A 20965-nucleotide genomic window follows, 5' to 3' on the forward strand; every position below is an offset into this window, starting at 1 on the left:
CGGCGCGGCGCGGCGCGGCGCGGTCGAGCGCGGACCGCGCCGGTTTCCCTCTTCTTCATGCCCTCCGTTCCTCATGTCTTCCGCGCATCAGCGGTCGGCGATGGTGTGGATCAGCTCCGCGAGTTCCTTCGGTTTGGACCACATCGGCCAGTGGCCGGTAGGAAGGTCGATATATTCGGCGTCGATGCGCGCCAGTTCGGCGAAGGTTCCCGCACCGGTGTCGTCCCGTAATTTCTTGACCAGCTCGGCGGTCATGCTGCTGCAGATCACGGTGGTCGGAACGGTCAGCCGGGCAGGTGAATCGCTCAATCGCAGCGGTGCCGCGGCGACGGATACCGGCTGCGACACGGCACGCTCCCGAAAGCGCGCCAAGACTGTCTCGTCCAACCCTGCCAAGCTGTTGCCTTCGGCTTCCAGCCGGGTCCACTCCGGCAACGGCCACTCCCGTACGGCGATGTCCAGCGCGGAGTTGATGACGAAACCGTTCGGAAGCGGCGCGCTGTCGACGTAGATCGCCCGACGGAACAGATCGGGTTTGCGGTCGATGGCGAGATAGCCGGGCGCCGCGCCGCCGGAGTGAGCGACAAGCACGACGGTTTCGTTCGGCGGCACCGCGTCGATGATGGCCTGTGCCTGGATTTCCAGAGTCGCCGACAAGCGGTCGGGGTCCGCGGCATCCAGGCCCGGTAGAGTGAGTGCCTGTACCTCGTGGCCATGCTTGCGCAAAACGGGAACGATTTCGTCCCACGCCCATGCGCCGAGCCAGAATCCGGGGGCGAGAAGAATCTGAGTAGCCATAGCTTTACTGTGCCTTACCCGGAACTCTATCGTGCCCTACCCGCAGTTTCACTGCGCCCTACACACAGGGAATATTCCGGAATGCCGCCGTGAAGAGTATGCCGTCGGTAGCTCGGAGGCCCGCAGAACGTGCGCTGCGATCGCCACCGTGGGTCAATGAACCGGGCCGGTGTACTTCTCGCCAGGACCTTTGCCCAGCTCGTCAGGGTGGGCTGAGGTCTCACGGAAGGCGCGCTGCAACGATTGCAGGCCCTCACGAATCGGTCCGGCATGCGGGCCCAAGTACTCCACCGAGGCCGTCACCAGCCCCGCCAGCGCCGTGATCACACGCCGAGCCTCATCCAGATCACGGCGTGGGCTGGTATCCGGTTCTTCGTCGGCCAAGCCGAGTTTCTCCGCCGCCGAGCTCATCAACATCACACAGGCGCGGCTGATCACCTCGACCGCGGGGATATCGGCCAGTTCGCGTACTGAGGCGTCGAGCTCGTCGGTCATGCCCTTCAGGCTAGCGACGCCGGCTAAGACACTCAGCGGTGGGCGGGAGAGTCTGGGTGGCCTTACCTATCGGCTCCATGTCCGCTCGGTTCCTGGTGCGGTGATCAGAGACTGCGGTGATCAAAGCCAAGGTGGCCCGCGTACCGAGTGGGGTCGCACGCGTGATGTGACCGAGAGCCATTCCGTTCTGATTCGGCGATAGCCGAAGAGAATGTTAGACTCTCCGCTGACGACCGCCCTGGACTTGTCCAGGGCTGATAAGTGGAGCCCGACTCCCACCGTTGCCGACGAATGCTCGTACGGGTCAACGGTCCGGTCACCCGTACGATGAGGCGGGTTTCTCGTATCGGGGTTCTCGCAGGAGGGCCGCCGTGTGAGAGATGATTCGCGGTAACTCGCGATCGGTGATCGGTCGACATCGGGCCCCGTGCGTGGAATACCGCACCGGGGCCCCTGTGTTGAACAGGGGTTGCAGTTATTGCGTGCGGTCGTCCGATGACACCGCTTGACCTAGGAGGCCCCATCAGCACTGAGACCCGCATCAACGATCGCATCCGTGTTCCCGAGGTCCGGCTCATCGGACCCGGCGGCGAACAGGTTGGGATCGTGCGTGTTGAAGATGCACTACGCGTCGCCCTCGAAGCCGACCTCGATCTGGTCGAGGTGGCACCCGATGCCCGCCCGCCGGTCTGCAAGATCATGGATTACGGCAAATTCAAGTACGAGACGGCGCAGAAAGCGCGTGAGTCTCGGAAGAACCAGCAGCAGACCGTGATCAAGGAGCAGAAGCTCCGGCCGAAGATCGATGACCACGACTACGAGACCAAGAAGCGCAACGTTGTGCGCTTTCTCGAGGCCGGATCCAAGGTCAAGGTGACAATCATGTTCCGGGGGCGTGAGCAGTCCCGGCCCGAGCTCGGATTCCGGCTACTACAGCGGCTGGCCTCTGATGTCGCCGATCTCGGGTTCGTGGAGACCTCGGCCAAGCAGGACGGTCGCAATATGACCATGGTCCTCGCCCCACACAAGGGCGCGAAGACCAGGGCCAAGGCGCAGCAGGATTCGGCCCCGCGCCAGGCGCCCGCCACCGCACCGGGTGGTAAGCCCGCAGCGGAGCAGGCCGAGACGGCCGGCCCGCAGTAAACACCGATCAGAACACGGCGGCCCCGACCGCCGGGACGACAGATAGAGGAATCCATGCCGAAGATGAAGAGCCACAGCGGCACCTCGAAGCGATTCAAGGTGTCCGGTAAAGGCAAACTGCTGCGCCAGCAGGCGAACCGTCGCCATCTGTTCGAGCACAAGCCCACCCGCCGGACTCGTCGCCTGGATGGCACGGAGGTCGTCGCGGCCGCCGATGTTCGCCGAGTGAAGAAACTGCTCGGCATCTGATTGCGCCGCTGCGCAGGCCGGCCGGTACGACGTGACAGAAGCGTCTCCGGCGCGCTACTTCTCCCGACCCATTTCCGGGCGCCGTCCGCGCCCCAGATCGAACAGGACTGATCAGTGGCACGCGTCAAAAGAGCCGTCAACGCTCAGAAGAAGCGCCGTTCCATCCTCGAGGCATCCAAGGGCTACCGTGGCCAGCGTTCGCGGCTGTACCGCAAAGCCAAGGAACAGCAGCTGCACTCGCTTACCTACGCCTACCGGGATCGCCGGGCGCGTAAAGGAGACTTCCGCAAGCTGTGGATCGCTCGGATCAATGCCGCGGCGCGGATCAACGACATCACCTACAACCGTTTCATCCAGGGCCTGAAGGCAGCGGGCGTCGAGGTGGACCGCAAGATTCTCGCCGAGCTCGCGGTGTCGGATGCCGAGGCGTTCGCCGGCCTCGTCGCGGTGGCCAAGGCCGCCCTGCCGCAGGATGTCAACGCGCCTGCCGCATGAGTGCGATGCGCAGCGGGCATTACGTCCGTGTGGCATGACAGTGCCGAGCACCGATGCGGCGCGATCATGAGCAGGCGATCATCGGTACCAGGTCGGTCGACGCACGGACAGTTGTCGCAGCGACCCGTGGCGGCGCTCAGCGAGCGTAATCCGCGGGTCGTTTCCGCTGTCAAACTGCAGCGCGGCACGGAGCGTCGCAAAGTGGGACGGTTCCTCGCCGAAGGCGCCAATGCTGTGGCCGCGGCTTTGGACACCGCGCATGTGCATGAGCTGTTCTACTCGATGGCCGCCGCTGAGCGTGACCACGCGCTGATCGCAGGTGCGGTCGCCGCGGGGATTCGCGCTACGTTGGTCAGTGATCGGGCGGCGCGGCAGCTCGGCGAAACCGTCACGGTGCCGGGATTGGTGGCAGTCTGTGATCTGCTCGACGTTCCGCTCCGGCGCATACTCGACGCGAAGCCACGCATGCTGGCCGTTCCTGTCGAGATGGCCGAGCCTGGCAATGCCGGAACTCTCGTCCGGCTCGCCGACGCCGTCGGTGTCGATGGTGTGGTGCTTGCGGGCGACAGTGTCGACCCGCACAACGGCAAGTGTGTGCGAGCCAGCGCGGGCAGCGTCTTCCATGTGCGGATTTCCCGACAGCGGGATATCGGGCAGACACTGGACTCGATCGCGGCGGCAGGCCTTACGATCCTGGCGACCGCGGCGAACGGCGAAGTCGATCTCGACGACGCCGACGAGCTGTTCGCTGGACCGGTCGCGTGGTTGTTCGGCAGCGAGGCGCACGGCCTCGCCCCTACCGTCGCGTGCCGTGCCGATCATCGCATTCGCATCCCGATCCGAGGCCGGGCCGAGAGCCTGAATCTGGCCACCGCCGCGGCGATCTGTCTTTACGCGAACTCCCACGTCCGCTACCGCACTGGTTCCTGATCGATGCTCCGCGCCGAGCCCAGGACAGTTGAGCCCAGGACAGTTGAACCCAGGACAACAGCTCCGACTCCGTGCTTCTTGCCATGACCGTGGCGGGCAATCCATGTGAACCGCTCCCGGCCCATCGAATACGATGCGACCAGCAGCAATGCGGACCAGCAAACAGCTGTGCCCGCGAACCGATCCCAAGGGGAGAGACTGAGTATCGTGGCCGACGACATCGACGTAGGCGAGCAGAACGCGGTGCTGACCGAGGAGGCACTGGCCGCGGCCGCGGCAGCCGCCGAAAAGGCGTTCGCCGCGGCTGCCGACCTGGATGCGCTCGCGGTCGCGAAGACCGACCATCTTGGTGGTAAGACACCGCTCGCCCTGGCCCAGCGTGCGCTGGGCGGCCTGCCGAAGTCGGAGAAGGCAGGCGCGGGCAAGCGGGTCAACCTCGCCAGGTCCAGGGTGGCCGAGGCGTACGAAGCTCGCCGCGCCACATTGTCGGCCGAGCGGGATACCGCGGTCCTGCTCGCCGAGACTATCGACGTGACGCTGCCCGCTCGGCGCGCGGCGGTCGGCGCCAGACATCCGATCACGGTCATCTCCGAGCAGATCGCCGACGTGTTCGTCGCGATGGGCTGGGAGATCGCTGAGGGACCAGAAGTGGAAACCGAACACTTCAATTTCGATGCGCTGAACTTCTTGCCCGACCATCCGGCGCGCACCATGCAGGACACCTTCCATATCGCGCCAGAGGGTTCGCGACAGGTCCTGCGTACGCATACCTCCCCGGTGCAGGTGCGTTCGATGCTGGAACGTGATCTGCCGATCTATGTGGCCTGCCCCGGCCGGACTTTCCGCACCGACGAGCTGGACGCTACGCACACCCCGGTGTTCTCTCAGGTCGAAGGACTGGCGGTGGACAAGGGGCTGACCATGGCGCATCTGCGTGGCACTTTGGACGCGCTGGCCAGGGCGCTGTTCGGGCCGCGGACTCGGACTCGCATGCGCCCCAACTACTTTCCATTCACCGAGCCCTCTGCCGAGGTCGATGTGTGGTTTCCGGACAAGAAAGGTGGTCCCGGCTGGGTCGAATGGGGCGGCTGCGGCATGGTGAACCCGAAGGTGCTGATTGCCAGTGGGATCGATCCCGAGACTTACAGTGGGTTCGCGTTCGGCATGGGCCTGGAACGGACGCTGCAGTTCCGCAACGGCATCCCGGACATGCGCGATATCGTCGAAGGCGACGTGCGTTTCACACTGCCCTTCGGTATCCAGTCCTGACCTCACCCTTCGATCGAGAGAGCGAAACGTCACGTGCGAGTAGCGCAGTCCTGGCTAACCGAAATCATCCAGCGCACCAACCCGGAATGGTCGGTGACACCGGAAGAACTCGACGCGGGATTCGTCCGGGTCGGTCTGGAGGTCGAAGAGGTCGAAACGCTGACACGAGTAGTGGGTTCGGCGAGCGACGAGGCGGAGCAGGGCGGCGAGCCGCCGTTAGTGGTCGGTCGGGTCGTCGAGATCACCGAGCTGACCGAGTTCAAGAAACCGATCCGTTTCTGCAAGGTGGATATCGGTAAACCCGAGCCGCAGGAGATCATATGTGGCGCGCGGAATTTCGCCGTCGGAGATCTGGTGGTCGTGGTGCTGCCCGGCGGTGTGCTGCCCGGTGGATTCCGCATCGCCGCACGTAAGACCTATGGCCGTGTCTCCCACGGGATGATCTGTTCGGTCGCCGAACTCGGTATCGGCAAGGACCATTCCGGCATCCTGGTGCTGGAGCCGGGCACCGCCGAGCCGGGCACCGATGCCAATGAGTTGCTCGGTCTGGACGACACCGTCATCGAGCTGAATATAACTCCCGACCGTGGCTATTGTTTCTCGGTGCGCGGACTGGCGCGCGAGCTGGCCTGTGGTTTCGATCTCGACTACGCCGACCCGGCCGTGCGGACTTTGTCCGATCACGAGCGACAGGCTTGGGCGATCCGGGTCGAGCCGAGTTCTCGGTGCACTCGGTTCGCGGCGCGTCGGGTCACCGGCATCGACCCGGAAGCGGTCAGTCCATGGTGGTTGCAGCGCAGGCTGCTGCTTTCGGGTGTGCGTCCGATCTCGCCCGCAGTCGACGTCACCAACTACGTCATGCTAGAGCTGGGGCAACCGCTACACGCTTTCGACGCGGCAAAGGTGTCGGGTGCTTTGGTGGTCCGCACCGCGAACCAGGGGGAGACCCTGCGGACTCTGGACGATGTGGAGCGGGTGCTCGCCGCCGAGGATGTGGTGATCGCCGACGAGTCCGGGATCATCTCACTGGCCGGTGTGATGGGCGGGGCAAGCACCGAGGTAGGGGCGAAGAGCACCGATATCCTGCTGGAGGCGGCCACCTGGAACCCGCTGCTGATCTATCGGACCGCGCGCAGGCACAAGCTGGTTTCGGAGGCGGGTAAGCGGTACGAGCGGGTCGTCGATCCGGAGATCAACGTCGCCGCGCTCGACCGCGCGGCCACCTTGCTCGCCGAGATCGCCGGTGGAACCGTGGAGCCCGAGCTGAGCGATATCCGGGTCCTGGTCCCCGCGCCTGAGCCCATTCGGATGGATATCGAGCTGGCCGACCGGGTCGCGGGTGTAACTTACCCGACCGGGACCTCGGCCCGGCGGCTGGCCCAGGTCGGCTGCGCCATCGAGGTCGGTGTCAGTACGGCCGGACACGGTCAGCTGGTGGTGACCGCGCCGAGCTGGCGACCCGATCTGGCTGGTCCTGCCGACCTGGTGGAGGAGGTGTTGCGGCTGGAGGGGCTCGAACAGATCCCGTCTGTGCTGCCCACCGCCCCGGCGGGGCGTGGCCTCACCCCGACGCAGCACCGCCGCCGTGCGGTGAGCCGCGCGCTGGCCTTCGCTGGATGTGTGGAGGTCTTGCCACCGGTATTTCTTCCTGCCGGCGTATTCGACACTTGGGGGCTGGCTGTCGACGATCCGCGTCGCGTCACCACCCGGGTAGTGAATCCGCTCGACGTGGAACGCGCCGAACTGGCCACTACCCTGCTGCCCGGCCTGCTGGAGGTCGCCGCCCGAAACATCGCACGTGGCGCTCGTGACCTCGCTATCTATGGTATAGCTCAGGTCGTGCTGTCCGGGCCCGACACCAGGACGGTGGAAGCGCTGCCGGTGGATCGTCGCCCTACTGACGCTCAGATCGCGGAGCTGCTCGACTCGCTCCCGGCACAACCGGTGCATGTGGCCGCCGTTCTGACCGGACATCGCGAACCGCGCGGGCCATGGGGGCCGGGCCGTCTGGTCGAAGCTGCCGATGCCTTCGCCCTCGTCGATGCCGTCGCGGACGCGGCGGGCGTGACCATCGATCGTCGCTCCGGCGCTCGATTGCCGTGGCATCCTGGTCGGTGCGCCGAGCTGGTGAGCGAGGGGATCGTCGTCGGATATGCCGGCGAACTGCACCCTGCGGTGCTGGAACGTTCCGGTTTGCCGCCGCGCACCTGCGGCGTAGAGCTCGACCTGGACGCATTGCCGCTGCGCGAAGCACGGCCAGCTCCTACCGTGTCGCCGTTCCCCGCGGTGTTGCAGGATGTCTCGGTGAGTGTCGAGAAGACGGTTCCCGCCGCGTCGGTGGAATCCGCGCTGCGGGCAGGCGGCGGCGAGTTGCTGGAAGACATCGCTTTGTTCGACGTATACGAGGGCGAACAGGCGGGTGCGGGGCGCAAGTCGCTCACCTATGCTCTGCGCTTCCGTGCAACTGATCGGACGTTGACCGAAGGCGAAGCCAGCGCGGCTCGTGACGCGGCCGTCGCTGTCGCGACCGAGTCCGTCGGGGCGGTACTTCGCGGCTGATCGCCGCCCTTGCGGTATCCGCGCGGCCGGTGTGGTCGCGTGGATATCGTTCGGTCCGCTGTTTCCCGCGACCCGATGCACATGCGGCAATCCGTTCCTGCTGTGGATGCTCGTCGGTCGCGCAGGTCGCTCGTCGAGGCGTGCCCTCTGCTATCGATCAGGAGTAAGAACGAGGGTATGCGACATCCGATCAGTCCATTCTTCGATGCGCTTTCCTACAAACGGGAGCAGAAGCTGACCCGGACCCCGGCGTTGCTCAGTATGAAATACACCGACTTGTCACTGATCACCTCGGACGGAGAAACCCTGCACGGCTGGTGGATGCCTGCGCGGGATTCGATGGGGCACATTCTTTTCACGCATGGCAAAGGGGGCAATATCGGCGATTGGGTGCCGTTGTTCGCCTTGCTCGTCAAGGCAGGTTTCGATGTGCTGGCCTTCGATTACCGTGGTTTCGGGCGCAGCACCGGAAGGCCTACTGAGCGCGGTACGTATCTCGATGCCCACGCGGCCCACGCGGCGTTGCTGAAGCAACCTGGAACCGATTCTGAGCGAGTGCTCTTCTTGGGCGAATCGCTCGGCTGCGGAGTCGCGCTCGAGCTGGCGCAGCAACACCCACCGACCGGGTTGATGTTGATGTCCGCTTTCACCAGCATTCGCGATATGATGCGCTCCAGGTATCCGTTCCTGCTCGCAATGCTGATCCCGGATGCCTACCCGAATGAGCGTCGTATCCGCATGCTGGGTGTCCCGGTGCTGATCATGCATGGTGAACAGGACGAAGTGCTGCCGGTATGGCATGCGGAACGGCTCTACGCTGCGGCGCAACGGCCAAAGCGCCTGGTTGTCTTCCCTGGCGCGGGGCATAGCGACCTGTTCATCGTAGGTGGTTCGGCTTGGTTCAACCTCGTGCGCGATTGGGCCGGCGCCCTCGTTCGGCAATGAACAACGCTACGCATCCTCGACCTGGCGGCGGTGGTGACACCAGTGGTGCTGTAGAAGACAGATCGTCCGGGCAGGTCGGTATCGAATCGATCGGGTCGTCGAGTACCCGGCCAGTGGCGTGGCACCGCCCCACATGAGTGATACAACTGCTTCTCCTATTATGACTCCCGACACTCCTGTGGCGACCGCCTCGTGGCGCAGGCAGATAACGGAGATAGTCCGGGCAGGTCTATGGCTTGTTCACGGAGGCAGAGCTGCCGATACCGTCATCAGGTACTTCCAGGCCGGCCGTGCGCGGTGGCGGTTGTCCCTCGGTCGGCACTCCTTTTCGGCCGGTTCACGATAGGGTCGAGCAGTATTTCGGCGCCGTGCGGGGAAGGGGCGAACTCGACCGGCGAATGTCGGCGGGCCGGAATACGGACGACCACAGCGATGCGCGTGAGAAAGTCGCGCGCGAGCGCCTGGACCGAACCAGAAATCGTTGTGCGGCAACGGTATCGACCTATATCAGTGGCAATTCGGTCAGGTGTCGGACTACGACTGCGATGAGGGTGGAACTCGATGAGTGAGCCGCGTGAAATTGCCGAACGGCTGCTGGATGCCCAAGTGGAATTCCTGCTTGCCGAAGTAACCGGAGAGCGCTTCACCGAGGTGATCGTGCGAGATACCGAAGCTGTGCTCGGGGTCGCAGACACCCTTGTCTTCCGGGATACCGTCGAGATCGAGCAGGCCAAAGAGACCATCCGTACCGTTATCGAGCTGATCGGTGGCAGCCCGGTGCTCGCCGATATGGTCGGGGTGTTCGCCGATACCATCTACGATCGCATCGCCGCCGATCACGACTACACGCTCGGTGAAGTGGTCGACCGTGAGCCGGTGGAGGCACTGCTGGAGAAGCTTGTCGGCATGCATCAGACGCAGGAGCGTCTGTTGGACCGGCTCACCGAGAGTCCGCTGATCGCCACCGTCGCCTCTAAGTTCGTGGACAAGTTGATCAATGACTTCGTACAAGCCAACCGGGAACGTGCCGAGAAGATCCCCGGTGTCTCCTCGCTCATGTCGCTGGGGCAGTCCGCGGCCACGCGCGCGAAGAAGGTCGCCGACGGAACGTTTGTGGGCGATCTGGCGGGTAAGGGTGCGTTGTTCGCGCTCAAGCGCACCAATAACGCGATTCGTGAGATGTTGCGTGACGCCCCGGTGCACGACGCCGCGATGGAGTTCTGGGATCTGCACGCCGACGAACCGGTGAGCGGACTGCGTGAGTACCTCACCCAGAAGGATCTCAACGAGTTGGTGCTTCTGTGCTACGAAATCGCTGTCACCACCAGAGAGAAGGAGTACTTCGGCCTGCTCGTGGACGAGTGCGTCGAGGTGTTCTTCACCAAATACGGTGATTACACACTGGCGGCCTTACTGCCAGAACTCGGGCTCAGTGGTGCCGATATCATGAGGGAGATCGTGCGTTACGGACCGGCGGTCATCGAAGGCGCGAAGCGCGAGGGTGTCCTGGCTACTCTGATTCGCGAGCGCCTCGCCCCCTTCTATACTTCAGGCACCGTGCTCGACATTCTCGCCGGGAAGTAGATCATCGCAGCGCTGGGTGATCGCGGGGGTCGGCTACGATCTGATACATCGATTCCATCGCCGGTGTGGGCTGTGTCGCATACCCGTGCCTGCCGCAGCGCAATAGTGTCTGATCATGGGCGAATCGATGATCGACACGGCGCAGGACGCTACCAGGCCGCTGCGTGACGACATCCGGTTCCTCGGCGGCGTGCTCGGCGACATCATCCAGGATCATGAGGGCCCTGAGGTCTTCGACCTCATCGAGCGGGTACGCATCGAGGCGTTTCGGGTGCGTCGCGAGGAGGTCGGACGCAGCGCTGTCGCGCAGATGCTGGACGGGGTGGATATCACAGTGGCCCTCCCGCTCATCCGCGCGTTCAGCTATTTTGTCTTGCTGGCCAACTTGGCCGAGGACATCCAGCGCGACCGGCGTCGCGCCGCACATGAGGCGGCCGGGGAACCGTCACAGGATTCCTCGCTCGCGGCAACCTACCGCAAGCTGGACGCGGCGGCACTGGACGGGAACCGGGTCCGGGATCTGCTGGCCGATGCGCTGGTGTCGCCGGTGATCACCGCCCACCCGACGGAGACCCGCCGCCGTACTGTTTTCGATGCGCAGGCCCGGATCACCGAGCTGATGCGCTTGCGTCAGCGCTATGTCGGAAGCGATCGCGCCGAGCTGGAACTGCAGATCCGCAAGCAGGTGCTCAGTCTGTGGCGAACTGCACTGATCAGGTTGGCCCGCTTACGGATCCAGGACGAGATCTCGGTGGGCCTGCGCTACTACGACCTCACCCTGTTCGAGGTGATCCCGGCGATCAACGCCCAGGTGCGTGCCGCATTACGCGCCCGCTGGCCGGATGCCCAGTTGCTGCCGCGCCCGATCCTGCGTCCTGGTTCGTGGATCGGCGGCGATCGGGACGGAAACCCGTACGTCACCGCGGACGTGGTACGGCAGGCCGCCCATCGTGCCGCAGGCGTTGCTTTCGAACATTACCTGCGCGAGCTGGTGGAGCTGGAGAAGACGCTGGCCCTGTCGGCCCGACTGGTTACGGTGACGCCCGAAGTGGCCGCGCTCGCAGCGACTGGGTACTCCGATCCGACCGTGCACGCCGATGAGCCGTATCGTCGCGCGCTGCATCACATCCGCGTCCGGCTGACCACCACCGCCCGCGTTGCGCTCGGGGAAGCCCTGCCGGGTGACCTGGCCGCCGAGGCCCGGCCTTATCCGACGCCACAGGCAGTCCTGGACGACCTCGATGCCGTGGACGCCTCGCTGCGCGACAGTGGAGACGGCTTACTCGCCGATGATCGCCTCGCCACCTTGCGTCACGCCCTGGAAACCTTCGGCTTCCACTTGCAGGGGCTGGATATGCGGCAGAATTCCGAAGTGCACGAACACGTGGCCGCAGAGCTGCTGGCCTGGGCCGGGGTGCACCCGGATTACGCGGCTCTGCCGGAAGCGCGGCGGGTGGAGTTGCTCGCGGCAGAGCTGCGCACCCGTCGTCCGCTGCTCGGTCCGCACGCGCGGTTGAGTGAACTCACCACGGAAGAACTCGACATCGTTCGTGCCGCACGGGACATCGTAGACGCGTTCGGCGCGGAGGCGGTGCCGAACTACATCATCAGCATGTGCACTTCGGTCAGTGACCTGCTCGAGGCCGCCCTGCTACTGAAGGAGGGCGGACTGCTCGATCCGGGAGAGCCGAATGAGCCGCCGAGCTGCTCGGTGGGTATCGTGCCGCTGTTCGAAACTATCGAAGATCTGGGCGCCGGAGCGGCGACTCTGGCCGCGGCACTCGATGTTCCCGTGTATCGAGAGTTGGTGACGGCGCAGGGGATGCGTCAAGAGGTGATGCTCGGGTACTCCGACTCCAACAAGGATGGGGGGTACTTGGCCGCGAACTGGGCGCTGTACCGGGCGGAGCTGGATCTGGTCGAGGTGGCCCGCACGACCGGAATCCGGCTGAGGTTGTTCCACGGACGTGGTGGCACGGTCGGCCGCGGCGGTGGGCGCAGTTATGACGCGATTCTAGCCCAGCCCGCAGGTGCGGTTCGCGGCTCGTTGCGGCTCACCGAGCAGGGGGAGGTGATCGCGGCCAAGTACGCCGAACCCGGTGCGGCGCACCGTAATCTGGAATCACTGCTCGCAGGCACGTTGGAGTCGACCCTACTGGACATGGAGGGCCTCGGCGCCGACGCGGAGCCTTCTTACGAGATCATGGATGACTTGGCGGCACGCGCCCGCGCGGCGTATGCGCTGCTGGTGCACGAAACTCCAGGATTCGTCGAGTACTTTCGTCAGTCCACACCGATCGCCGAGGTCGGAGACCTGAACATCGGCAGCAGACCCGCTTCGCGCAAGCCGACGAACTCGGTCGCGGACCTGCGCGCCATTCCGTGGGTGATGTCCTGGAGCCAGGCGCGGGTGATGCTGCCGGGCTGGTACGGCACCGGCACCGCACTGGAAGAGTGGATCGGTGGCGACATACAGCGTTTAGCGATCTTGACGGATCTGTACCATCGCTGGCCATTCTTCCGGACGGTGCTGTCCAACCTGGCGCAGGTGATGGCCAAGAGCGACTTGGATATCGCCGCCAGGTACGCCGAACTCGTCGACGATGTGGTGTTGCGGGAACAGATCTTCGGCATGATCCGTGACGAACACGCCCGCACCATCCGTATGCACGCCGCGATCACCGGCAACGATCACTTGCTCGCCGACAACCCCGCGTTGGCGGAATCAATCCACAATCGCTTCCCGTACCTGGAGCCGCTCAACCAGATGCAAGTGCGACTGCTGCGCCGCCTGCGCGCAGGCGACGACTCTGAGTTGGTCAAGCGCGGGATACTGCTGACCATGAATGGTCTGGCCACCGCCCTGCGCAATTCCGGCTGAGCCGCCGAACGTGGTCCGCGCACAGCGACCCGGCAGCATCCCAGCCGGGTGCGTGACCAGTTTATCCGAGCACTGCGGCGTGCGCCGCCATCGGTTACACTCCGACCTCGGTATCCGCCGTGCTGATGCCGAACACTACTGCGTGCGGAGGACACCGTACTCGAGGAACACCGGACTCAGGGAATGCCGTGACGATCGACAAAGCAGCTGTAGCGGCGCTCGGGGATCGAGTGATAGGTCCCGAGCACAAGGGTATGCCGCCGGCTTCCTGGGGGCGCACCGTGCGAGAATTCCTTGCCACCGGGCCAGTTCTCGAGCAGCTGCAGACGCCGGTGCTGACCGTCGACAGTACGGTTGTCGGGACGAATATCGAGGTTATGGCCAACTGGGTGCGCGAGGCGGGCGTCCGGTTGGCACCACACGGCAAGACCACAATGGCTCCTCGGCTGTGGGCCGACCAGCTGGCTGCGGGCGCATGGGGGATCACTCTGGCCACCATCTGGCAGACGCAGGTGGCGCGCGCCTTCGGCGTCTCGCGGGTGTTGTTGGCCAATGCGTTGGTCGATCCGGTCGGCTTGCGCTGGGTAGCAGCGGAAGTGGCACACGACCAGTCCTTCGAGTTCATCTGTTGGGCCGACAGCGTCGAGACGGTCGCGCTGATGGATGCGCACCTGTGCGCCGCACCAGGGACCGGACGCCTTCGCGTGCTGGTGGAACTCGGCAGGCCCGGTGGCCGTACCGGCGCACGTACAGTCGAACAGGCGCATGCCGTGGCTCGAGCGATCGATGAGGCTTCCCGGTTGACGCTGGCTGGGGTGGGCGGTTACGAGGGTGCGTTGGCGCACGATCGCACCCAGGACGGTCTTCGTGAGGTAGGTGATTATCTCGGCGAACTCGCCCGTCTGCATCGGGAGCTCGCGGAGGCCGGGCGATACCGCGACACAGCGATCATCACCGCGGGCGGCAGCGCCTACCCGGATCTGGCGGTCGACTATCTAGCCCCGCTCGCCGACGAGCACGGCGCCCGTGGTGTCGCGACCACCGTCGTGCTGCGCTCGGGGGCGTACATCGTCCATGACGACGGCTTCTACGCGAGCATGTCGCCGTTGGCTCAGCAGCACAGGGCGAATCCGCTGCGTTCGGCTATGCACGGATGGGCACGGACGCTTTCCCGTCCGGAGCCCGGTCTCGCCCTGCTGGATGCCGGCAGGCGCGATCTGCCCTTCGACGCAGGTCTTCCGGTTCCACAGCGTGTCGCCGGAGCCGCCGGTGCGCTGCCCGCTGGTGCGACGGTTTCGGCGCTCAATGACCAGCATGCCTTCCTTCGGTTGCCGGGCGATGGCGCGGCGGAGCTGCCGATCGGCGCGGTCGTGCGTCTCGGTCTGTCCCATCCGTGCACCGCTTTCGACAAGTGGCGGCTCATCCCGATGATCGATGCCTCCGATGCCCAGGTTCCGCGGGTAGTCGACTTCCTGCACACCTTCTTCTGACACGCACCCAATAGCGGGGACCTGAAGCCGGAGTATATGGTCATAGCCGAGTGCGTGGCAGCGATCGCAGGCTCATTGCCGTTTGCCGCTGCGCCACCGATCAGTGCGCGGACCAACAGATCCGGCGGGGATGTCGCAGTGTTCGAGCGGGCGTCCGGTCTTTCCGCCGTGTGGTAGCAGCGGTTCCAGCCTCGCCCATTGAGCGACGGTCAGATCCGCGCGCCCCGCCACCATTACTGCGGTCATGAGGTCTCCGGTTTGTCTCGGGGTTGTGTTTGGTCGTTCAACCCACTTACCGGAGATCTCGCCAATCTGCCAACGCGGACAATGCCTTTCAAAAACTATTGATGGGATGGCACTACGTAACGGTGCCATCCCATCAACTACTTCGATACAGGCCCTAGGTCTCGATACAGGCCCTAGTTCGCCAAGTAATCGATGCGCATTGCTTGTCGGGCGTCACGCATTTTGTGTTGGCGGAGTCGACTTGAAGTGATAGACTTCATGGCAATTTGGGAGGGCACATGTCTGAGAGTTCTTCTTTTTCGACGGTCTTATTGGATAGGATTCACCAGCGCACCGGTAAGACCGCGCTGCGGATGGCTTCTTATGACAATTCCTCATCCGTAGAATGGCGATACGAGGACCTCGGTGCATACGCTGTCGCAGTTGCCGAAGAACTGAGACCGATCATAACGCCGGGTAATCGTGTCCTGTTGGTGTATCCGCCGGGGCTGGATTTCTGCGGGGCCTTTATCGGCGCGATGTTCGCAGGTGCCATCCCGGTACCCGTCTATCCACCGGATGTTGCGCGTCCCGACATATCCTCGGTTCATATCATGAACGTTATCGAGGATTGCAAACCCACAATAGTGCTCACGTTGTCGTTATTCGAGGAGTCCGTTTCGCAACTGATCAATCGACACAAGACGGCGACGGGTGTCATCCGGGTGGTCGGCACGGATAGGATTCGCCGATCGGTTAGTACCCTGTCGGACTTCCGGCCGGTCGATTCGGGGCGGGTCGCCTTCTTGCAGTACACCTCTGGGTCCACCTCGAATCCCAAAGGCGTCGTCGTGTCTCACGACAACCTGCTGCATAATGCGAATCAGATCTGGATTCGGGCCGGACGGCCGGATCCAGATACCGGTATCGTGGTGAGCTGGCTGCCGCTCTACCATGACATGGGCCTTATCGGTATGATTCTGGAACCGCTGTACTTCGGTGGTTCGGTGACCCTCATGTCTCCACTCGACTTCCTGCAGGAACCATTCCGATGGTTGTCGGAAATAAGCAGAACCCGTGCGACTCATTCGGGTGGGCCGAATTTCGGATACGAACTGTGCGTGAAGCGGATCTCGGATCACGAAGTGGATGAACTGGATCTTTCCAGTTGGTCTTTTGCCTACAACGGCGCGGAAAGAATACAGCAGCGAACCCTCGAGGCTTTCTCGCAGAAGTTCGGGCGCGCCGGTTTCGACCCGGCCGCATTCTTCCCCTGTTACGGGCTCGCTGAATCGACACTCATCGTTACCGGTTCTAGGGTGAGCCACAGTGGCTTGAAAAGCTTTGCACTACCCGATGACCCCAATGCTACAGAGCATGTCAGCTGTGGTGAGCCGATCGGTGACATGGAGGTTGTCGTCGTCGACGGTGAATCCGGTCGTGAAGCCGCCGGCGGCGAGGTCGGTGAGATCTGGGCTCGTGGCCCGAGCATTACCTCCGGCTATTGGGACCGGGGTGAATCCGGAGAGGGATTCGACGCATACCTCGCAACGGGAGTAGGCCCATATCTTCGTACCGGAGATATGGGCTTCAAGCAGGACAATGAGCTCTACGTCACGGGACGGACCAAGGATCTGCTGGTCCTCCGCGGACGAAATCTGCATCCCGAAGACATCGAAGCTACGGCGAAGGCGAGTCACACCGCCATTCGTGGCGGGGGTGTCGCGGCCTTCAGCTCAGAAGTGGACGGCACTGAGCGCCTGATTATACTGGTCGAATCGAAGTCGACGAGCGACAGCGGTATAACACGGGCCATTCGGGCCGCTATAGCTCGAAACTATGGTATTGCGCCCTATGATGTGGTGCTGGTTCCGCCGCGTGATATCCCGAAGACGTCCAGCGGAAAAATTCGCCGATTCATGTGTCGGGAGATGTACGAAGCCGGCAAATGGTCGAAGCATGTCGAGAACGGGCTGTCGAAGCAAGGGGTGATTTCTGAGAAAAGTGGGGTTGTCGCGCTCGTCTGCAGCATCCTGAAGAATCTGTTCGAAGCCGGCGACGTGGATCCGCACGCGGACTTCTTCGCCGATCTCGGTGGCGACTCCATCATTGCTGCGGATGCGATTCGAAGTCTGCGTCAAGAGTTCGAGATCGCCATTCCGCTTCGCGCACTGTACGACTACCCCTCAGCTTATATGCTGGCGAACTTCCTGACACAACTCACCGATGACGGGTCATCGTACGCCGCGGCAGACTCCAGGTCTGCGCTACTGGCGGAGGACGCGACTTTCGCACCGACGCTGCCGCCGGGTGTCCTTCGGTGCCTTCCTGGGTCTCGGGGCGCGATCTTCGTGACCGGTTGCACCGGCAATATCGGACCATATTTGATCTCCGAGCTGATGAAGCAGACTAATTCAACGCTGTACTGCCTGATACGCGCGGAGTCCTCCGAGCGTGGAAAGGCGCGGATCATGGGGGACCTACTCCGCTGCGGAAGGTGGGATGCCGCTGTCGAATCGCGTATCGTCCCAGTCGTCGGGGACCTGAGTCTACCGAGATTGGGCCTGGGCGAACGGTCTTTCGTGGAGCTCGCGGAACGTATCGACTCGATATTCCATAATGGTGCCCGCGTCAACTTCCTGCATCAGTACGAGCGGCTACGCTCCCCGAATGTCCTTGGAACACGAGAGGTTATCGAGCTGGCTGCCATCGGCGGGGTGAAAGACATCTTCCACTCGTCGACCGTAGGGGTATTCGACTCCGATTCCTTCTCGCAAGAGATGAACGAGACGATGACACCCATTGATGTCGAACTGCTTCCCAAGGGCTACACACAGAGCAAGTGGATCAGCGAAGCGATGATGTCGAACGCCCGCACGAGGGGCATCCCCGTGACGATCCTCCGGCTCGGTATCACGGGTGGTGACAGCGTGACCGGCAGGTGCGCGGATGATTCGCTGATCGACCGGGTCATAGTGAGTATTCTGCAAATGGGGATGGGTCCCGATATCAACGGAGGTATACAGGTCGCCCCTGTGGACTTTGTTGCCCGTGCCATGGTCTACTTGGCGCTCAACAAGCCCTCGAACGAGGGGGCATATCATATTGTCAATCCGGTGGGCATTCATACGGATTCTGTGTACGAAACCCTCAATTCGTTCGGATATCCGGTGACCGCGGTGCCGTACAAGAGCGTATGGCGGCCGGCTTTGCTGAATTCCACCGATTCGAACTCGCTGTATCCGCTGTTCGCGTTCTTCGATTCGGTTACCGAGAGTCCGAAATGGCCGATCTATGAGTCGAAGTGTATGCAACAGGCGCTGGCGGGGAGCGGAATAGAGTGCCCTCCGCTCGATGACCGGATCATAGGTAAGTATCTCGAATACTATGAGCAGAGGTGGAGTTTTCCTGTCAAGACTTTCATGCCCTAGCCTCGATACCGTTTATTTAGTGGCGCGTTGATGTGCCCCCGGTTCTACGGAGTCGGTTTGCTCGACTCTTGGCTACGAAGTCATCGAAGGAGACTTGTTCGTGTCAAGAGATGGTCCTGCTGTCGGCCGGGGCCACCCAGGGTGTGAATGAGATTGCATAGTCATGCATAATCATCGCATGGTTGATTCCTCGGATGCGCTCCACTCGTCCGGGCCGGTCGTGCGAGTAGCGGTGGCCGGCGCCAGCGGGTATGCGGGCGGTGAAGTGTTGCGCCTGATGCTGGGGCATCCGGCCTATCGAACCGGGCGCCTCGTCATCGGGGCGCTGACCGCGGGAAGCAACACCGGAACCACGCTGGGGGAGTTGCAGCCGCATCTGCTGCCGCTGGCCGAACGGGTGCTGGCGCCGACTACGGTCGCCGAATTGGCCGGGCACGATGTAGTCTTTCTCGGCCTGCCGCACGGCCAGTCCGCGGCCATCGCCGCGCAGCTGCCCGATTCCACGGTGATCATCGATTGCGGCGCCGATTTCCGGCTCACCGACCCCGAAGTGTGGGAGAAATATTACGGTAGCCCGCATGCGGGCAGCTGGCCTTACGGCCTGCCCGAGTTGCCTGGTGGCCGGGAGAAACTGTGTGGTGCGACCCGGATCGCGGTCCCCGGGTGTTACCCGACCGTGGCCAGTCTCGCTCTGGCCCCTGCCTTGGCTGCGGGCATCGTGCAGCCCTCCGTGCAGGTGGTCGCGGTCAGCGGCACCTCGGGAGCGGGTCGCAAGCTGGATGTGGCGCTGCTGGGATCGGAGGTGATGGGCTCGGCGCGTGCTTACGGCATCGCGGGCGCGCACCGACACACTCCGGAGATCGCGCAGAACTTGACTGTGGTGGGTGGCGCGGACGTCGCGGTGTCGTTTACCCCGGTGCTCGCACCGATGCCGCGCGGTATCCTCGCCACCTGCACCGCGCCGACCGGCGTGGATACCGCGCAGGCGCGTGCGGTCTACGAGAAAGCTTATGCGGATGAACCTTTCGTGCACCTGCTGCCGGAAGGGGTGCTGCCGCAGACTGGTTCTGTGCTCGGTTCCAATTCGGTTGCCCTGCAGGTCGCGGTGGATGCCGCCGCGGGATTGCTGGTGGTGATCGGCGCGATCGATAACTTGACCAAGGGAACGGCGGGAGCCGCAGTGCAATCGATGAACCTGGCCCTCGGATTCGACGAGACCGCAGGACTTTCCACTGTAGGAGTAGCACCGTGACGGCAACCGATATCGCGATCGGCAAGTTGGTCCGGACCCAAGGTGTGACCGCGCCGCTCGGCTTCCGCGCGGCGGGTATCGCTGCGGGCATCAAGGCAGGCGGCAAGCCGGACCTCGCGCTAGTGTTCAATGAGGGCCCCGAGTACCCGGCCGCAGGCGTATTCACCCGTAACAAGGTGAAGGCGGCTCCGGTGCTGTGGTCACAGCAGGTGCTCACCGGCAAGCGGCTGCGCGCGGTGATCTTGAACTCTGGCGGTGCCAATGCCTGCACCGGTCCTGGCGGATTCCAGGACACGCACAAGACCGCGGAGGAACTCGCCGCCGCGCTGAGCAACTGGGGTACGGAGACCGGCGCGGGGGAGATCGCGGTCTGTTCGACCGGGCTGATCGGCGACCGGCTTCCGATGGCTACGCTGATCCCCGCGATCACCGAGATCGTGCACGAGATGGCAGGCGGCCTCTCTGGCGGCACCGAAGCCGCTCGCGCCATCATGACCACCGACACCGTGCCCAAAGAAGCGGCATTCCACCACAAGGACAAGTGGAACGTCGGTGGTATGGCCAAGGGTGCTGGCATGCTGGCCCCATCGCTGGCCACCATGTTGGTGGTGCTCACCACTGACGCTGTGGTCACCGCCGACCGGCTCGATCGCGCCTTGCGCGCCGCTACCGCGAGTACCTTCGACCGGCTCGACGTCGATGGCTCCTGCTCCACCAACGACACCGTGTTGCTGCTGGCCAACGGCGCCAGCGGGGTCACTCCTAGCCAGGAGGAACTCGATGCCGCTGTATTCGCGGTGTGTGACGATTTGGCCGCACAGCTGATGGCTGATGCCGAGGGCGTCACCAAGCGGGTGCTGGTCACTGTGGCGGGCGCGGTCAGCGCAGACGAGGCGGTGACCGCGGCGCGTACCGTCGCCCGCGACAGCCTGGTCAAGACGGCCCTGTTCGGCTCCGACCCGAACTGGGGTCGGGTACTTGCGGCGGTGGGTATGGCTCCGATCACGCTGGAGGCAGACCGGATTTCGGTGTCGTTCAACGGAAAACCGGTGTGCATCGATGGCATCGGAGCGCCGGGTGCCCGAGAGGTGGACTTGTCAGGCAGTGATATCGATGTGCTGATCGACCTGAATGTCGGCTCCGCGCGCGCGACCATCCGTACTACGGACCTCTCGCACGGGTATGTCGAAGAGAACTCGGCGTACAGCTCATGAACAAT

The 20965-nt window shown here is 63.7% G+C and carries 16 protein-coding genes; 13 read left to right on the top strand and 3 right to left on the bottom strand.

Translation table 11 applies throughout. The features are described 5' to 3' along the window. Positions 1-87: 87 nt before the first annotated feature. Both ACX4ZE_RS02495 and ACX4ZE_RS02500 read right to left on the bottom strand, forming a co-directional pair. Positions 88-798 carry an alpha/beta fold hydrolase gene (locus ACX4ZE_RS02495; protein WP_480271586.1) on the bottom strand — a complete coding sequence of 237 codons (711 nt, stop codon included), beginning with the start codon at positions 796-798 and terminating at the stop codon, positions 88-90. A 153-nt stretch (positions 799-951) separates the two neighbouring features. Further along, positions 952-1293, bottom strand: coding sequence for a DUF1844 domain-containing protein (locus tag ACX4ZE_RS02500; protein ID WP_480271587.1), 342 nt, complete (start codon positions 1291-1293; stop codon positions 952-954). 495 nt (positions 1294-1788) lie between these two features. Here ACX4ZE_RS02500 and infC point away from each other — a divergent pair, with 495 nt between their 5' ends. From infC to ACX4ZE_RS02550, 10 genes are all read left to right on the top strand, one after another. Continuing rightward, positions 1789-2436 (top strand): translation initiation factor IF-3, encoded by a 648-nt coding sequence (gene infC / locus ACX4ZE_RS02505; protein ID WP_480271588.1) that lies wholly within the window; start codon positions 1789-1791, stop codon positions 2434-2436. Positions 2437-2490: 54 nt separating this feature from the next. After that, entirely contained in the window at positions 2491-2685 is a 195-nt protein-coding gene (rpmI, locus tag ACX4ZE_RS02510; protein ID WP_480271589.1) for a 50S ribosomal protein L35, read from the top strand. A 114-nt stretch (positions 2686-2799) separates the two neighbouring features. Further along, positions 2800-3180 (top strand): 50S ribosomal protein L20, encoded by a 381-nt coding sequence (rplT, locus tag ACX4ZE_RS02515; RefSeq protein WP_039797323.1) that lies wholly within the window; start codon positions 2800-2802, stop codon positions 3178-3180. Between the two features lie 126 nt (positions 3181-3306). Then, complete coding sequence (locus ACX4ZE_RS02520) at positions 3307-4110, top strand: TrmH family RNA methyltransferase (RefSeq protein WP_480271662.1); 804 nt, start codon at positions 3307-3309, stop codon at positions 4108-4110. Positions 4111-4317: 207 nt separating this feature from the next. Further along, positions 4318-5379, top strand: coding sequence for a phenylalanine--tRNA ligase subunit alpha (pheS, locus tag ACX4ZE_RS02525; RefSeq protein WP_480271590.1), 1062 nt, complete (start codon positions 4318-4320; stop codon positions 5377-5379). Positions 5380-5412: 33 nt separating this feature from the next. After that, complete coding sequence (gene pheT, locus ACX4ZE_RS02530) at positions 5413-7938, top strand: phenylalanine--tRNA ligase subunit beta (RefSeq protein ID WP_480271591.1); 2526 nt, start codon at positions 5413-5415, stop codon at positions 7936-7938. A 177-nt stretch (positions 7939-8115) separates the two neighbouring features. Further along, positions 8116-8883 (top strand): alpha/beta hydrolase, encoded by a 768-nt coding sequence (locus ACX4ZE_RS02535; RefSeq protein WP_480271592.1) that lies wholly within the window; start codon positions 8116-8118, stop codon positions 8881-8883. A gap of 561 nt (positions 8884-9444) precedes the next feature. After that, positions 9445-10467, top strand: coding sequence for a hypothetical protein (locus ACX4ZE_RS02540; RefSeq protein WP_480271593.1), 1023 nt, complete (start codon positions 9445-9447; stop codon positions 10465-10467). 127 nt (positions 10468-10594) lie between these two features. Beyond that, on the top strand, positions 10595-13348 hold the full coding sequence (gene ppc / locus ACX4ZE_RS02545) for a phosphoenolpyruvate carboxylase (RefSeq protein ID WP_480271663.1): 2754 nt from the start codon (positions 10595-10597) through the stop codon (positions 13346-13348). Between the two features lie 194 nt (positions 13349-13542). Next, positions 13543-14838 carry a type III PLP-dependent enzyme domain-containing protein gene (locus tag ACX4ZE_RS02550; RefSeq protein WP_480271664.1) on the top strand — a complete coding sequence of 432 codons (1296 nt, stop codon included), beginning with the start codon at positions 13543-13545 and terminating at the stop codon, positions 14836-14838. A gap of 72 nt (positions 14839-14910) precedes the next feature. On the opposite strand, the gene ACX4ZE_RS02555 is transcribed toward ACX4ZE_RS02550, so the two are convergent. Continuing rightward, on the bottom strand, positions 14911-15084 hold the full coding sequence (locus ACX4ZE_RS02555) for a transposase (RefSeq protein WP_480271594.1): 174 nt from the start codon (positions 15082-15084) through the stop codon (positions 14911-14913). A 278-nt stretch (positions 15085-15362) separates the two neighbouring features. On the opposite strand from ACX4ZE_RS02555, the gene ACX4ZE_RS02560 reads away from it, so the two are divergent. The 3 genes from ACX4ZE_RS02560 to argJ all read left to right on the top strand — a co-directional run bounded on the left by ACX4ZE_RS02560 (position 15363) and on the right by argJ (position 20960). Continuing rightward, entirely contained in the window at positions 15363-18494 is a 3132-nt protein-coding gene (locus tag ACX4ZE_RS02560) for a thioester reductase domain-containing protein (RefSeq protein WP_480271595.1), read from the top strand. A gap of 178 nt (positions 18495-18672) precedes the next feature. Continuing rightward, the gene (gene argC, locus ACX4ZE_RS02565; protein WP_480271596.1) at positions 18673-19746 is read left to right on the top strand and encodes an N-acetyl-gamma-glutamyl-phosphate reductase; all 1074 of its coding nucleotides are present in this window, start codon (positions 18673-18675) and stop codon (positions 19744-19746) included. Then, a complete protein-coding gene (gene argJ / locus ACX4ZE_RS02570) occupies positions 19743-20960 on the top strand; it encodes a bifunctional glutamate N-acetyltransferase/amino-acid acetyltransferase ArgJ (protein WP_480271597.1) in 1218 nt (405 codons plus the stop codon). The genes argC and argJ overlap by 4 nt, the downstream gene beginning before the upstream one ends. Positions 20961-20965: the final 5 nt, after the last annotated feature.

Source organism: Nocardia sp. TBRC8007, assembly GCF_056629435.1.

Excerpts from the sequence above, each read along its gene's own strand:
- ACX4ZE_RS02495 (WP_480271586.1), bottom strand. The coding sequence starts at position 798 with ATGGCTACTCAGATTCTTCTCGCCCCCGGATTCTGGCTCGGCGCATGG.
- ACX4ZE_RS02500 (WP_480271587.1), bottom strand. The coding sequence starts at position 1,293 with ATGACCGACGAGCTCGACGCCTCAGTACGCGAACTGGCCGATATCCCC.
- infC (WP_480271588.1), top strand. The coding sequence starts at position 1,789 with ATGACACCGCTTGACCTAGGAGGCCCCATCAGCACTGAGACCCGCATC.
- rpmI (WP_480271589.1), top strand. The coding sequence starts at position 2,491 with ATGCCGAAGATGAAGAGCCACAGCGGCACCTCGAAGCGATTCAAGGTG.
- ACX4ZE_RS02535 (WP_480271592.1), top strand. The coding sequence starts at position 8,116 with ATGCGACATCCGATCAGTCCATTCTTCGATGCGCTTTCCTACAAACGG.
- ACX4ZE_RS02540 (WP_480271593.1), top strand. The coding sequence starts at position 9,445 with ATGAGTGAGCCGCGTGAAATTGCCGAACGGCTGCTGGATGCCCAAGTG.
- ppc (WP_480271663.1), top strand. The coding sequence starts at position 10,595 with ATGATCGACACGGCGCAGGACGCTACCAGGCCGCTGCGTGACGACATC.
- ACX4ZE_RS02555 (WP_480271594.1), bottom strand. The coding sequence starts at position 15,084 with ATGACCGCAGTAATGGTGGCGGGGCGCGCGGATCTGACCGTCGCTCAA.
- ACX4ZE_RS02560 (WP_480271595.1), top strand. The coding sequence starts at position 15,363 with ATGTCTGAGAGTTCTTCTTTTTCGACGGTCTTATTGGATAGGATTCAC.
- argC (WP_480271596.1), top strand. The coding sequence starts at position 18,673 with ATGGTTGATTCCTCGGATGCGCTCCACTCGTCCGGGCCGGTCGTGCGA.